The sequence below is a fragment of the Myxococcus virescens genome (assembly GCF_900101905.1).
GTDB lineage: Bacteria > Myxococcota > Myxococcia > Myxococcales > Myxococcaceae > Myxococcus > Myxococcus virescens.
The window spans coordinates 20,121-36,106 of sequence record NZ_FNAJ01000017.1 but is presented as its reverse complement, the minus strand read 5'-3'; the positions used below and the strand labels follow the sequence as shown (position 1 = coordinate 36,106).

Genomic DNA, 15,986 nt, shown 5'->3' with positions numbered 1-15,986 from the left:
ATTAAGAGTTCACCGCGCCACCGGACAAGGACGCTTCCGGCAACGCGTTCCGGAGGGCGCGGCCTCCGGAAGAGGTACATCACCCGGCGCTACTTCTTGAGCTTGCCCAGCAGCTTGTCCAACTTCGACTGGTCCAACCCGGCCAGTGGGAAGTCTGACGGCGCGAGGACCTGTCGCTCGGGAACCCCGCGCTCCGCGAGCAACGTCCGGAGCGTGTCCAGGTACCGAGCGGAGAGCCGCTCCACGGTGGTGGTCTCATACATGTCGGTGCTGAAGTACCAGGTGACATGGAGCTGCCCGTCCGCCACGCGGGCAATCACCGCCAGCTTGTGCTGGCGCGTGGGGGCCCGTTGCTCCGGGTGGTCCAGCACGGTGAACCACGGGCCCGCGAGGTGGTACTGCCCCACGTACCGGAAGAGCACTTCGGCCTGGGGCGCACGCGCCAGCCGGGCGCGAAGCTCCGCGTCGGGTGAGAGGTAGCGCAGCACTCCGTAGCCCAGGCCCCGGTTCGGGACGGACCGGAGCTGCTCCTTCACCGTCCGCACGGTGGCGCTGGGCCCCACCCGTTCCGGCGTGAGCCGCACCGGGTACAGCGAGGTGAGCCAGCCCACCGTTCGGGAGAGATCGACGTCCTCGAAGACGTCCTCGCGCCCGTGGCCTTCGATGTCCAGCAGCACTTCCGGATGACCCGTCCACTCGTGCAGGGTCCAGGCGAGGGTGGCGATCAGCAGCTCGCCAATCTCACACCGGTAGGCCTCGGGCAGCTCGTTGAGCAGGAGCCGGCTCTCTTCAGACGACAGGGCGTGTGTGAGTTCCCGCTCCAGGCTCGTGGGAACCAGGGGCCCCGGGCGCTCCACTGGAAGCGGCCAGGGTTGCTCCTTCTCCTGCGCGGTCCAGTGCGCGAGTTCCTCCCGCAGCCGGGGCGAGTCCGCGTAGCCCTGGAGGCGCTCGAGCCATGCGCGGACCGAGGTGGTCCTGGGCGGCAGCTTGCATTCGCTGCCTCCTCCGAGCTGCTCATAGGCGAGCTGGAGCTGTTCGAAGAGGACGCGCCAGGAAACGCCGTCCACCACGAGCCGGTGCGCGGCGATCATCAGCCGGCTCGGGCGGTGGGGGCCCAGCTCGAGCAGGGCGGTCACCACCACGGGGCCCCCGTCCAACCGGAGCTTCGCCTGGAGTTCATGCCCGAGCGCTTGGAATCGCTCCTCGAGCAAGGCGTCAGGGACCGAAGCGAGGTCAATCCGAGTGAACGGCATCGGTGCGCCAGGCGGGGCCATGTGGGCTTCCCAGCCGGAGCCATTGCGTGTCACCCGGAGCCGGAGCACGTCGTGGTGGTTCAGCAGCGCGGTCAATGCTTGTTGGAGCCTGGACGGGTCCAGGGGTTGCCGCGCTTCGAGTGGTACGACAATGCCCCAGCCATCCAGGTCCGGTACTTCCTGCTCCAGGAACCAGCGCTGGATCTGGGTCAGCGGCAGGGGCCCGCTGACCGGCCCTTCGTCGTCGGGAGAGGCAGGTGCCTGGGCCGCGACGCTGGCCAGCTCGGCGATTGTCTGGTGCTTGAAGAGCTGCCGCGGGGTCAGCTTGAGTCCCGCCTGGTCGGCTTTCGAAACGACGAGGATCCCCAGAATCGAGTCCCCGCCGACGCTGAAGAAGTTGTCGGTGACGGACACCTCCTTCAGGTTCAGGACCTGGCACCAGATGTCCGCCAGGGTGGCTTCCACGGGCGTCCGGGGGGCGACGAGTTGGCTGCGCTGCCTCCGCCGCGCCTCCTCCAGGGAGGGGAGGGCCTCGTGGTTGACCTTCCCATTCAGGGTGAGCGGCAGCTTCTTCAGGTGGACGTAGACGTTCGGGAGCACCTCCTCGATGAGCCGCTCCGCGAGGAAGGCCCGGAGTTGAGCGTGCTCCTGCTCCTGGCGCGAGACGTAGTAGGCGACGAGCACCTCGTTACCGTTCGTGTCCCGTTTCAGCATCATCACGCTGTCGCGCACCTGAGGGTGCTGATTGAGCGCGTGGCGCAGCTCGTTCAGCTCGATGCGGTAGCCGTGGTACTTCACCTGGTTGTCCGCCCGCCCGAGGTGCTCCAGGGTGCCGTCGGGCAGGTGACGGGCGAGATCCCCTGTCCGGTACATCCGCGTACCGGGCGTGGCGCTGAAGGGATTGGGCACGAACGATTGCGCGGTCAGGTCTGGGCGGTTCAGGTACCCCCGGGCGAGCGCGGCACCACCGACGTAGAGTTCGCCCGACATTCCCACCGCGACGGGCCGCAGCCTCGCGTCGAGCACGTAGACCTGGGTGTTGTCGATGGGGCGCTCGAGCGGGAGGGTGCTGAGCTCGGCGAGTGGTCGCGACGGATCCAGATGGAACGTCATCACGCCCACCGTCGTCTCCGTGGGCCCGTAGTGGTTGTAGATACGGCACCCGGGCGCCTGGGCTTGCAGTTCTTCGGCCCACGCGCGGGGCGTCGCCTCGCCGCCCAGGATGAGCCGCTGACGCGGGAGGAGCGCCCCGGCGGTGCCTGCGCTCGCGAGCGCGCGCAGGTGGCTGGGGACAATCTTGAGCACGTCAATCGGGTTGCGCTGGAGGTACTCCACGAAGGCCGCTGGATCCGACACGCGCTCGGCGGAGATGACGTGAAGGGTTCCGCCGAGGCAGAGCGCGGGGAAGATGACGGTATTGCCGAGGTCCGCCGAGAAGGTGGAGACGGTGGCGTAGGCCGCGCCTTCGGGCAGGTCCAGCCGCTCCATCACGCTCGCAACATAGTTGTGGAGTTGCCGGTGCTCGACGACGACACCCTTGGGGCGGCCGGTAGAGCCGGAGGTGAAGAGGACGTACGCCGGGTGCTCCGGAAGGGCTCCGCAGGGCGGGGCACGGGTGGGTTCCCCGGCGAACGTGGCCTCTTCGTCGAGGCACAGCACCTCGCGGCCCTCGGCCTCGGGGACGGTTTCGCGCAACCGTCTCTGGGTGAGGAGGACCTTCGCCTGGATGTCGTCGAGCAACCCGGCAAGCCGTTGCCGGGGTTGGCCCGGATCGAGCGGGACGTAGGCCGCGCCAGACTTCAGGACGGCCAGGATTCCCACCATGATTTCGAGCGAGCGGTTGAGGTACAGCCCCACACGCATCTCCGGCCCCACGCCCCGGCGGCGGAGCGCGTGCGCCACCCGGTTGGCCCACGCGTCGAGCTGCGCGTAGGTGAGCGTGCGCTCCTCGTAGACGAGCGCCACCCGGTCCGGATGGCGTGCGGCCTGCTCTTCCATCCAGGTGTGGACGCAGCGCGCCGGGTACTCCCGGGCCGTGGCGTTGAAGTCCACCAGCAACCGTGCCCGCTCGCGTGGGCTCACCGCATCCAAGCCATCCAACCGCGCCCGCGGCGAGCCGGCGATCTGCTCCAGGAGCGCCTCGAGTTGCCCAATCACCTGTTCAGCGGCTGCGGGCGGGAAGCGGCTTCGATCGTACTGGAGTTCGAGCGTGAGCGTGGAGCGCGTCCGCACGCAGCAGAGGCACAGCTTGGATTGATCCACGTAGGCGCGCGCCGATTCGAGTCGGAGCACACCCGCGCCCGCGTGCGGCGTCTCCGGCAAGTCCTCCCAGCGGAAGCCGATGGCGGGGAAGTCCCGGCCGGGGACGCGCTCACCATCCGCGGCAGGCCAGACATAGTACCGTTGCCACTCCAGCGCCTCGCGCTGCGCCTGCTGGAGCTGGAGGGCCAGCTCGCCCAGCGGTTGGGCCGCGTCGAGGCGGACGCGGAGCGGCACCCAGCGGGAGAGGGGGCCGACCACTTCCGCCAGTTCCTCGTGCTCGCGTCCGTCGCTCTGAAGGCCCAGCACGAAGTCCGTCTGGCCGGTCAGCTTCCAGAGCTCCGCGCTCCAGGTGGCGAGCAGCAGGCCCTCAAGGGAGCACCCCAGCTCGCGCGCCGCCGCGTCGAGCCGCGACAGCCGCTCGCCGTTCAGCGCCAACTCGAGCGACGCCGGGTCGAACGCCTGCGCCGCGTTCGCGTGCCCCTCAAAGGGCAGTGTCACCGCCGCGCCTGCGGTGGTCCCGTGCTTCTCCCAGAAGGTGGCCGCGGGGTGGTCTCGCTCCGTCAGCTCCTCGCGCAGCTCGTTCTGCCATTCGGAGAAAGAGAGGTGAGAGGCCGGCTCTCCGTCCTGCTCCGATTCCTGGGCTTGCCCTGCGATGTCTCGCTGCAGCTCCGAGCAGACGCGCCGCAGGGTGGCGGCGTCGGCGCACAGCGCTGGCGCCACCAGCCCCAGCAGGTGCTGCCCGGTGTCCAACGTCATCAGGCTCACGCGGAGGACGGGGCCGGTGCCGAGCTCGAAAGGGCGCTGGCCCATCTGTTGGAAGTGCGCGAGGGCGCGTTCCTCGCGCGTGGCGGCGGGGAAGGTGCGGAAGTCCACCCGGTCCCACGTCACCTCGCCGCTCGTCATCACCTCCTGCACGGGGGCGTCCAGTCCCGGCAGGCTCGGGAAGCGGGTTCGGAGCGGCTCATGCCGCGCGACGAGCCGCGCCACCGCGTGCTCGAGGGCACCGGGTTGGGGGGCGCCCTCGAGCCGCATCAATGCCTGGACCCGGAGCGTCTGGTGCTGGCCGTGCAACCGCCACAGACGAAGCTGCTGAGGAGAGAGCCGATACGCTTCGATGCTCAATTGCGAACTCCCATCATCTTCCGGCCAGCACCGCTTGGGAGGATGCGCCGCTCCATTGGCGCACCAGCGCTTCCATCTGTCCCACGTAGTCACGCTGCTGGACGCGCTTCGCCTCTGAAGAGACGGAGGCGATCTCCAGCGCGAGGAGCTGGTGGGCAAGCCGCATCAGCGCCTTGAACTGCTCGGTCTGGAGCCCGCGCCCGAGCAGGTAGGGGATGATCCAGAAGTCGAACGACCACTGCGGCAACCAGACGGAGTCCTTCACCGTGAGGAACATCCGGTCGATGTGGTCCATCGCCTCCAGGCTCTCCATGGTGTCGTGCCGCCAGATGAACCCCTGGCCGGTAATCCCATACTGCTGCCGCTTCGCATCCACGGCGGTACCGGGTTCGCAATACCAGAGCTGTGTGCGGTAGTAGTCCGGCCGGGTCTCCTGGATGAACGCGAGGGTCTCTTCGACCGTCTCTTCCGTCTCGCCGGGGAAGCCCAGGATGAATGACGCGAAGGTGAGGATGCCGTGGGCATGCAGCCGCTTCATGCCGCTCACGTATTTTTCAACCGTCGCGGCCTTGTTCATGTTGGCCAGGATCCGCGGCGAGCCGGATTCAATCCCAAGGAAGACGCCGCGGCACCCGCTCTGCGCCGCCAGGTCCACGGCCTCGTCGTCCGAGTTGCTGCACCGGAAATAGGAGAACCAGTTGAATCCGTAGCGGCGCTCGATCAGCAACCGGCACAGTTCCTTGAAGCGCTTCAGCGGCACGTTGAACGTATCGTCAATGAAGACGACGTTCTGGGTGCCCAGCTCGGCCATCGCGTCCAGTTCGCGTGCCACCGCATCCATGCCCGCCAGGGTCAGGCTGCCGGCACGCATGGGATAGGCACAGAACGAGCAACTGTATGCACAGCTCCGGGCGGTGCGGGTCTGGAGCGTGGGGCCCAGGGGGTTCTCCGCCATGCCGCGCCAGTCGATGATGTTCTCGTCGAGGGAGTTGCTTTCCGCCTGCGGTGGGTTGATGCGGTAGCGCCCGGCGCGGACGGGCCCGCCCTCGGCGGGGTAGATGAGGTTGGGGACGTCGCCCAGCTCCTGGCCCGCCTTCAGCCGGTCGAGGACCCGCGAGAGCGTGAGTTCGCCCTGGCTCTCGACGACGTAGATGTCCGCGCCGAGGTCGTCGAGCACCACCGCGAGCTCATTCCCCTCGTAGCGCCGGTGATGGTTGGAAACCAGCGGACCGCCGACGATGATCCGGACGTCGGGGTTGTGCTGGCGGATGAACTGCACCATCTCGATGACGGGATCATTGAGGACGTAGAAGGTGGTGGTGATGGCCACCGCGCGAGGGTTTTGCGCGAGCAGCTCGGCCAGGCGCTCCTTCTCGTGCTGAAACAGGTTGAGGTACGTCACGTCGTGGCCGTGGCGGCGCAGGAAGCTGCAGAGATAGACGGCCGCGAGGCTGGGGATGCCTCCAGAGCGGAACGCCGCGTGCGGCGTCCCCGAGGGGAGGGCGCGGCGGTACACGTGGTTCAGCAGGTCCACGTAGTTGAGCCGCTTGCCCTCGAGCTCGATGAAGCTGAACTTCAGATCCCGATAGGCTTCGGAGTCCTCGCCATAGCGCCGGATTCCGGCTTCGTACTCGTCGAACGGGGTCTCGTTGTACCCGATGACGATGCAATCGCGACGTGTCGACTCCGCCATGACCGCTCCCCTGTGCTTTGGCCCGCTGCTGCCGGATCCGCCTCGCCACGGTGAGCTGGGGCTGCTTCCGGGGTGGGCCGGGAGCGCTCCCCTCTACCGCTACCTGTGAATTGCGGATTTTGCGGAATTCTCTCAGACGCCGCTACCTGATTCAACCCGCGCTGGGAGCACCCACTCCTGGAGTCCCTCCATCAGCGCACACAGTCTCTGTCCGGGGTTCCCGAGGAGACGCTCGAGCACGTACTGCATCTGCGCCAGCGCACGGGTGGCTGTGTCCTCGTCAATCCGATCGCGCTGCCAGCCGAGCTCGAGCCTCAGCGGAGGGCCCGGGACTGCCACCAGTGACAGCGGGTAGGGCCAGCGATCGATGATCCGCATGGCCTCCACCGTGAACCCCGGCGCAGCGCGCTCGAGGACGAAGCGGATGGGGTAGTTCTCGAAGCGGAGGACGCTGTCGAACAAGGGGCTGTCGTCTGGCAGTCCGCTCCAACGCCTCAGCGTCGCAAGTGGAACGTGGCCGAACTGGCGTTGCTCGGCCTGTTGGGCTTGCAGCTGGGCCAGCCACTCGATGACGGGGGCGTCCGGTACCAGCCGGACCCGCGTGGGAAGCGTGTTGATCAAGTGGCCGACCATGTCCTCCACACCCGGGAGGTCCACGGGGCGCACGGCCGCGGTCACCCCGAAGACGACCTCCTCGGCGCGGGGACCATTGGCCAGGACCAGTGCCCACGCGCCTTGGACCAGGGTGTTCAGCGTGAGCCGGTGGGTCCTCGCCAGTTCCTGGAGCGCCTTCGTGGTGGCCGGCGCCATCTCGAGCGTTCGTTCCGCATACCGCGCATGCTCCAGCGGGCGCTGTCCGCCGGCTGGGGCGTGAGCGGCCGCCGGTGGTCCGGTCAAACCCGCCAACTCGCGTCGCCAGTATTCCTCCGCGCGCCAGGGCTGCTGGCGCTGCAACCAGGCGACGAGCTCCCGGAAGGGGGGCCGCGGCGGCAGCTCCACGGGGACACCGCGCGAGAGGCTCCCGTAGACCGTGAACACCTCTTCCAGCAGCAGGGACATGCTCCAACCGTCGAGCATGCCGTGGTGGCTGCTCCACACGAGGTGGCACGCCTGTGGCGCGAGCTGGATGAACGTGAGTCGTAGCAGCGGCGGCCGGTCTGGGCTGAAGCCGGTCTCGCGGTCCGCCTCGAGGAATTGCTCCAGCAGGGCGCGCGCCTCACTGTCCGTTCGCTCCGTCCAGTCGAGCCGTTCGACGGGGAGCGAGGGGGCGCGGTGGACGAGCTGGTGGGGCTCCGCCATCGGCTCCAGGGCCACCGCGCCACGGAGCGCCGGGTGCCGCTCCATCACTCGCTGGCAGGCCGCGACGAAGGCTTCCGGCGAGAAGGTGCCCACCACCCGGCACGAGAGCTGGGTGAAGTAGGCCCACGCTCCGGGGTGGGCTCGCGTGTGCTCGAACATCTCGCGCTGGCCAAGCACGAGTGGATACACGTCTTCCGTGCCGGGCGCCTCCGCCAGCAGGCGCTCAAGAGACACGGGTGCCAGCCGTGCCAGCGGGAAACGGGCCACGCGCTCCCGGTGCCCGCCCACGCGCGCGAGTGCGACGAGCTCCCGCAGGACCTGGAGGAAGCGCTCCGCGAGTCGGGCGATCGTCGAGGCATGGTGACGGGCCCCGCTGTAGGCCCAGCCGATCCTCAGCCGACCGGCGTGGATGAGTCCGTTGACCTCGAGCGCGTGGGTGCGCGGCGCCAGGGGGCTGACGGTCGGGCCGGGGGACTCTTCCGCGGGTTGAAAGAGGCCGTCGCCCGCGAACACCTGATCGAATTGCCCCAGGTAGTTGAACAGCACCTGCGCTTCGTCCCCGGGGGGACCACTGGTGTCATCCTGGCGCAGGTAGCGCAGGACGCCGAAGTCGATGCCCTGGTTCGGGATGCGCTGGAGCTGGGCCTTCACGGACTCCAGCAGCTCCACGAGGCCGTCACCCGTGGGGGCTTCGAGCACGACAGGGAAGATGGAGGTGAACCACCCCACCGTGCGTGAGAGATCAACGTCATCGAACAGCGGCTCCCGACCGTGGCCCTCCAGGTCCACGAGCCACCTTCGGCCCCCCGCCCAGTTCGCCAGCACGGAGGTGAGCGCGGTGAGCAGGACCTCGTTCATCCCGCAGCGGAACGCCTCAGGCACCTCGCGGAGGAGCGCGGACGTCTCCTCCGCGCCGAGTTCCACCGCGTAGGTCCGGGCGTTCGCGGCGGTGTCGCTGGCGGCCGTTGCTCCGGGCAGGTCCTCCGGGAGCCTTGCCACGTTGGAGCGCTCCATCCGCCGCCAGTAGTCGAAGGCAGGGGCGGCGGAGGCCGCGTACTCGCGCAGCCGTCTGGACCAGTGCTGGTACGAGGTGGTCTTCGCGGGCAGTTGGATTTCGCGTCCCTGGAGGAGGGACTGGTGCGCCGCCTGGAGATCCTCCAGCAAGACGCGCCAGGAGAAGCCGTCCACGGCCAGATGGTGGGCGAGGAGCAGCAGGCGCCCCGGCTTCCCGTGGCCGAGGTCGAACCACGCGGCCCGCAGCAACGGCCCCTGTTGGAGATCCAGGCTCTCTTGCAGGCTGGCCGCGGTGGCCTCCAGCTCGCGGCGCTGATGTTCCGGGGGCAAGCCGGAGAGATTGAAAGTGCTCACGGCTGGCGCGCGCTCCAACTCGACGCAGTGCTGGGTCCAGCCATGCCCGGCTTCTTCAAAGCGCAGCCGGAGCGCGTCGTGATGGACCAGGAGCGCCTGGAGCGCTGGCTCGAGGAGGTCCGGGCGGAAGGACGCGTGGGTTTCCAGCAGCACGGCCTGGTTGAAGTGATGAGGGGCAGGTTGGGGCTGCCGGAAGAACCAGCACTGGATTGGCGTGAGTGGGACGTCGCCCTTGACCAGTCCCTGCTCCGCGATGATGGCCCCACCGGTACCCGCCGCAGCAGCGAGTTCCTCGAACGTCTGGTGATCGAAGAGTTGCTTCGGGGTCAGGTGCAGGCCGGCCCGGTTCGCCCGGCCGATCAACTGCACGCCCAGGATGGAGTCGCCGCCGAGGTCGAAGAAGTTGTCGCGGATGCCGACCCGGTCCAGGCGCAGGAGTTCGGCACCGAGGGAGCACAGCAGGGCTTGCGCGCGGGTCTGCGGCGCGACGTACGCGTGGTGGGGCTCGCGTGCGAGCGCCTCTGGCGCGGGGAGCGCCCTGCGGTCCACCTTGCCGTTCGGTGACAGGGGCAGTGCGTCCAGTGGCACCACCACCGAGGGGACCATGTGCTCCGGGAGCTTCGCGCGAGCGAGCTGGCGCAGCACCTCGGGCTCCACGTCCGCGCCTTCGCCCGGTACCACGTAGGCCACCAGCCGCTTGCTGCCCTCGATGTCCTCGCGCGCGACCACCACCACGTCGCGCACGCCGGGGGCCTGGCCGAGCACCCCCTCAATCTCGCCCAGCTCGATGCGATATCCCCGCACCTTGACCTGCTCGTCCCCACGGCCGAGGAAGTCCAGCACTCCATCCGGGAAGCGGCGCACCCGATCCCCAGTCCGGTACAGTCTGGCGCCAGGGATGCCGCCGAACGGATCCGGCACGAAGCGCTCCGCGGTCAGCGCCGGCCGGTCGAGGTAGCCGCGGGCCACGCCGTCCCCGCCGATATAGAGCTCCCCGGGCACTCCCACCGGTACGAGACGCAGGTGCTCGTCGAGCACGTAGAGCCGCGTGTTCGCGATCGGCCGGCCAATCGCGACTGTCCCCGTGCGGGCGTCATCTGGGGTTGCCTCGTGGACGCAGCAGCCCACCACCGTCTCGGTCGGCCCGTACTCATTGATGAGCCGCGTCCCTGGTGCGTGGCTCCTCCATGGCTCCAGCGCTTCGGCGGTCAAGGCCTCCCCGCCAATGACGAGCGCTCGCGCCTGTCCGGCCAGCGCCGCTGCGTCGAGCTGCCGCGCGAGCAGCCTCAGGTGTGTCGGCGTCAGCTTGACGAGGCTGAAATCCGGCTTCGAGCGGAGTGCCTTGGCCAGTCCCTCCAGCCGGTCGTCCTCTGGGACCAGCGTCACCGTCCTTCCTGCCACCAGCGGCGCGAGAAGGCTCGTCACCGTCAGGTCGAAGGAGATGGAGGAATGCACCGGAGCCCCCGAGCCCTCCGCCACGTGGTACGCGCCGGTGCACCAGCTCAGGTAGTTCACCACCCCCCGGTGTTCGATCATCGCCCCCTTCGGCGTGCCGGTGGAGCCGGAGGTGTAGAGGACATACGCCAGGTTCCGGGCGGTGACGGAGACGTCCAGATTCGACGTCGCCTCGCGCGCCAGTGGCTCCTGGTCCGCGTCCAGGCACAGCAGCTGCTCTCCCTGCGAGGGGAGCCTATCGGCGATTCGTTCGAGGGTGACCAGCACCGGAACGCGGGCATCCCGGAGCATGAAAGCGAGCCGCTCGGCGGGGTAGGTGGGGTCGAGCGGGAGGTACGCACCGCCCGCCTTGAGGATGCCGAACAGGCCCACCACCAGCTCCGGACCGCGATCGAGGCACAGGCCGACCACCGTCTCGGGGCCAACGCCCATCGCCTGCAAGCGCCTGGCGAGCTGATTCGCCCGCTCGTTCAGCTCGCGGTAGCGGAGCGCGAAGCCTTCGTGGAGGACCGCGAGGGACTCGGGCGTTCGGCGGGCCTGCTCCTCGAAGAGCGCATGAACGCAGGCTGCGTGGGGGTACTCCGTCCGGGTGTCGTTCCAGACGGCGAGCAGTTGCTGCTCCTCGTCCGCGGACAGGAGCGGGAGCGCGGAGATGCGGCAGCCAGGGGCCGCCACCGCGCCCTCCAGGAGCCGCTGGTAGTGCGCCACCATCCGGCGAATGGTGCCTTCATCGAACAGCTCCGTGCTGTACTCCCACTTGCACTCCAGTCCCCGCGGCGTCTCCGCCACGAAGACGGTGAGGTCCAGTTTCGCGGAGGACTGCTCCACCTCCACCGGCTGAATCGTGAGGCCGGGCAGCGACAGCTCCGAGAGCGCCACGTCCTGGAGCAGGAGCTTGACTTGAAAGATGGACGCATGGCCCCGGCTCCGCTCGGGATTGAGCACCTTGACCAGCTCCTCGAACGGCAGGTCCTGATGCGCGTACGCGTCCAGCGCCGTGGCGCGAACCTGTCCGAGCAGCTCCCGGAATGGAGGATCTCCTTCGAAGCGGGTGCGCAGCGCGAGCTGGTTGACGAAGAAGCCGATGAGCCCCTGGGTCTCGGCGCGGCTGCGATTGGCCACGTCCGTGCCCACGACGATGTCATCCTGTCCGGAATAGCGATGAAGGAGCGCTTGGAACGCCGCCATCAGCATCATGAACAGGGTCGCGCCTTCGCGCCGGGCCGATGCCCGGAGTGCCTCCGCCAGCTCCGTGGGGATGAGGGACCCCAGGCTGGCGCCCGCGCCACTCCACGCCGCCGGACGCGGCCGGTCTGATGGCAACGCCAGCACCTGCGGCGCGCCCGCGAGCTGCCGCCGCCAGTACGAGAGCTGGCGTTCGAGCACCTCCCCCTGGAGCCAGTTGCGTTGCCAGAGCGCGAAGTCCGCGTACTGGATGGGCAACTCCGGTAGCGCGAACCCGGTGCCGGGAGCCGCGGTGTAGAGCGCGGCCACCTCCCGCACGAGCACGGTCTCGGACCAACCGTCGGAGACAATGTGATGGAGCGTGAGCAGCAGCACGTGATCGTCCGGAGCGAGCCGCAGCAGGGTGGTCCGCACGAGCGGTCCCCGGGTCAGATCGAATGGCCGCGAGGACTCTTCCTGAACCATCCTCGAGGCAATCGCCTCTCGGCCGTCGGGCGGATGTGCCTCCAGCGACACCACCGGGACAGGATGGGGGGCTGGCGGGGCGATGATCTGAACTGGCTGGTCCTCGGCCATCTGGAAGGTGGTGCGCAGCGACTCGTGACGCCGCACGACCTCGGAGCAGGCGCGCTGGAATGCCTCCACGTCGAGCGGACCGCGCAGTCTGAGCGGCACCGCCATATTGTACAGGGGACTGTCCGGCTCGAGCCGGTCGAGGAACCACAGCCGCTGCTGCGCGAACGACAGCGGAATCCGCGGGGGGCGCGGCGCGCTCGGGATGATGGCGTGGGTGGGGGTGGCCGCGTGGGCTTCTCGAAGGAAATCGATCAGCTCCGATTTGTGGGCGCGCAAGGAAGCGCGCAGCTCCTCGGTGAGCACGCCCTTGGGCGCGCTGCAACGGAGCTGCTCCTGCTCCAGCCACAGCCTCACGCCGCGCTGGCGCAGCCCCGTGACCAGCTCGAGGACCGTCACAACTCCACCTCTTCGCGCTCGGCGTCCTCCGGCTCGTCCTTGGGAGGGCCCGAGGTCGCCCAGCGGAGGGCTTCGATCTTCTCTGCCAGCCGGGCCACGGTGGTCAGCTCGAACAGGGTCCGCAGCGGCAGGTCGACTCCGAAGAGTTCGCGCAGCCGGGAGTGCGCGCGGACGGCGAGCAGCGAGTGACCGCCGAGCTCGAAGAAGTCATCCTCGACGCCGATCGACTGGCGCGACAGCACCTCTTGCCAGAGCGCCACGAGCCGCTCCTCCACATCGGAGCGGGGGGGCGCGGGCGGACGCGCTTCCTGGGCAGCGGCGGCGTCCGGTATGGGCAAGGCCTTGCGGTCCACCTTCCCGTTGGCGTTCAGCGGCAACGCGGGCAACACGACGAAGACAGAGGGCATCATGTAGTGCGGCAGATGTCCCTGGAGGAACTCACGGAGGAGGGTGATGCCCTCGTGGCCGTCGCGGGCGCTGCCCTCGGCAGCTCCGGGCCAGGCCCCCTCGCGCGGCACCACATAGGCGACCAGCTGCTTGCCGCGGGTTGGCAACTCGCGCGCCACCACCACGGCTTGCCTGACCGTTGGGTGCCGGGCGAGCACCGACTCCACCTCACCTGGCTCCACCCGGAAGCCGCGGATCTTCACCTGGAAGTCCGCCCGGTCGAGGAACTCGATGCTTCCGTCGGGGCGATAGCGGCAGATGTCGCCCGTCTTGTAGAAGCGCGCCCCGCTGAGGGCGGAGAACGGATCTGGCAGGAACGATGCGGCCGTGCGCGCGGGGTTGTTCAGGTAGCCGCGGCCCACCCCGATGCCGCCAATGTACAGCTCCCCAGCGAGTCCGACAGGCACCGGACGCAGCCGCGAATCCAGGATGTACATCGTCAGGTTCGGCAGCGCGTAGCCCACCGGCACGCGCTCCTCGTCGTCCGGTGGTGGCTGGGACACCGTGTAGAGGTTCGTGTCGTCCGAGGTCTCCGTCGGGCCGTAGGCATTGAGCAGCGGCACGCGCGGGTACAGTTTCAGCCACCGTCTGCAAAGCGCGGGCGGGAGCACCTCGCCGGTGGGAATGAGCCAGTGGAGCGCCTGCATCGGCAACCGCGCGGGGTCCATCCGCTCGAGCTGCTCAATCATCGCCGTCATCAACGAGGGAACCACCTCGAGGAGGGTGATGCCTGTCCGGTCCAACTCCGCCAGGAAGCGGGCGGGATCCCGCGTCAGCTCGGTGTCGAGGATCTGGACGCGTGCTCCCAGCATCAGCGGGGCGAGGAACTGCCAGACCGAGATGTCAAAGCACTGTGAGGCCGTTTGAGCCATCACGTCCGCCGGCCCCAGCCGCAGGAAATCAATCATGCCGCGGATGTGGTTGATCTTCCCTGCGTGCTCCAGCATGGCGCCCTTGGGGGCGCCCGTGGAGCCGGACGTGTAGATGACATACGCCAGGTTCCGCCCGTGGCTGCGGCAAGGCGGATCGTCCGCCGGGGCCTGGCGCTCCAGCAACTCCGGGATCTCCAATGCGCGTGGCCGGGCACCGGCGGGCAGGAGCGCCAGCGCCGCGTCGAGCAGCGCGCGGCGCTCACGGGACACCACCACGATGGGGGTCTGGCTCTGTCCGAGGATCTGCGCCAGCCGCTCGGCGGGGTGCTCTGGATCCAGCGGGAGGTAGGCGCCTCCCGCCTTGAGAATCCCGACGATGGCGGCGAGGAAGTCCACCCCGCGATCGCCGAGCAGCGCGACGACGACGTCGGGCCCCACGCCTTCCGTGATGAGCGGATGCGCCAGCCGGTTGGACCGGGCGTTGAGCTCACGGTAGGTGAGCTGGTCGTCGCGGTGGGCCACGGCGATTGCGTCCGGGGTCCGTGCGACCTGCTCCTGGATGAGCTGCGGGATGGCGCTGTTGAACGGGTAGTCCGCTCGCTGCTGGTTCCAGTCGAGCAGGACTTGTCGGCGCTCGGCGTCCGGCAGCATCGAGAGTTCGTCCAGGCGCCGCCCGGGGTGATGGGCCAGCTCCTCGAGCAGCCGCGCGTAGTGCGTCAGCAGCCGCGCGAGCGTCGCGTCGTCGAGCTGCCGGCGATCGTAGCTCGCCAGGAGGGTGAAGGCGGGACCGGGGACGACGTCGATGTGAAGGATGTAGCTGGTGAAGTCGTAGGTCTCGATGTCCGTGACGGTCACGCCATGGCCCGGCGAGGTCTCTGCGTGGGAGAAGGGGAAGCTCTCGAAGACGAGCAGCGTCTCGAAGAGGTTCTGGCCGCGCGGCACCTCGCTCCAGCCGTGAATCTGCACGAGCGAGCTGTACTCGTACTGGCGCGCCTCGGCCTGCTCGCGCTGGAGCTGTTGGAGGTATGGCAGGACGAGGCCGTCCGGATCGACCCGCGTCCGCACCGGCTGGGTGTTGATGAACATGCCCACCATGGATTGCGCCCCCGGCAGGCTGGCGGGCCGTCCGGATACCGTGGTGCCAAAAACGACGTCGGACTGACCGCTATAGCGGCTGAGCAGGAGCGCCCAGATGCCTTGGAAGAGGGTGTTCGGCGTCAGCGCGTGCGTCCGGGCCAGGGCGCGGAGCTGCTCCGAGGTCTCTCCGGAAAGATTGAACGAGGCGCGCCCATGCCAGGAACCCTCGGCCTTCGTGGCCCGCGCCACCGGCAGGGGCGTGGGCGAGGCGAAGCCTGCCAGTCGCTCGCGCCAGAAATGCTCTGCCTGCCCGGATGATTGCTGTTGGAGCCAGGCAATGTAGTCGCGGTAGGGGCGCGTGACGCCGCGCGCAGGGCGTTCACCTCGGACGAGCGCGTGATACGCGTCGAGGCACTCCTCGAGGAGCAGCCCGAGTGACCAGCCGTCCAGCAGCAGGTGATGACAGCTCCAGACGAACGTGTGGGTCCGAGGGCCGGTGCGTATGAGGAGCAGCCGCATGAGCGGCGCCTGGTCGAGCGCGAACCCGCGCTGGCGATCCGCATCGAGGAGGGCCGCCAGCTCACGGCGCTGTGCCTCCGGTGCGAGGTGGCTCCAATCCTGCCGGGTGAGCTGCACGGAGACGGCGCGGTGGACGACCTGGAGGGGCTCCTCCAGCTCCTCCCAGGTGAACGAGGTGCGCAGCGCTGGGTGCTGATCGAGGACGTGCTGCCACGCTGCCTCGAAGTGCGCCGGCTCCACCTGCCCCTCCAGTGTGCACGTAATCTGGAGGAAATACTGTCCTGCCTCGGGCGCGTACAGGGTGTGGAAGAGCATCCCCTGCTGCAGGGGCGAGAGCGGGTAGATGTCTTCGATGGCGTGGTGTGACATCAGTCAGCCCGTCCGGTTCGTTGAGAGGGACACGCCGCGAGCAGGGCGGCAATGCGAGAGGTACCGTTCTTCCAATGGCAGTTCAATCCAGGG

Annotated in this window: 4 protein-coding genes; all 4 read right to left on the bottom strand. The window is 68.8% G+C overall.

Annotated elements, in window-relative coordinates; genetic code table 11:
• Positions 1-89: 89 nt before the first annotated feature.
• The 4 genes from BLU09_RS31710 to BLU09_RS31695 all read right to left on the bottom strand — a co-directional run bounded on the left by BLU09_RS31710 (position 90) and on the right by BLU09_RS31695 (position 15,893).
• Positions 90-4,637, bottom strand: a complete 4,548-nt coding sequence (locus tag BLU09_RS31710) for a non-ribosomal peptide synthetase (protein WP_167371203.1) — start codon at positions 4,635-4,637, stop codon at positions 90-92.
• A 13-nt stretch (positions 4,638-4,650) separates the two neighbouring features.
• Entirely contained in the window at positions 4,651-6,330 is a 1,680-nt protein-coding gene (locus BLU09_RS31705) for a PhpK family radical SAM P-methyltransferase (RefSeq protein WP_090494197.1), read from the bottom strand.
• A 132-nt stretch (positions 6,331-6,462) separates the two neighbouring features.
• Positions 6,463-12,609, bottom strand: coding sequence for a non-ribosomal peptide synthetase (locus BLU09_RS31700; RefSeq protein WP_090494195.1), 6,147 nt, complete (start codon positions 12,607-12,609; stop codon positions 6,463-6,465).
• Positions 12,606-15,893 (bottom strand): non-ribosomal peptide synthetase, encoded by a 3,288-nt coding sequence (locus BLU09_RS31695; RefSeq protein WP_090494193.1) that lies wholly within the window; start codon positions 15,891-15,893, stop codon positions 12,606-12,608. The genes BLU09_RS31700 and BLU09_RS31695 overlap by 4 nt, the downstream gene beginning before the upstream one ends.
• Positions 15,894-15,986: the final 93 nt, after the last annotated feature.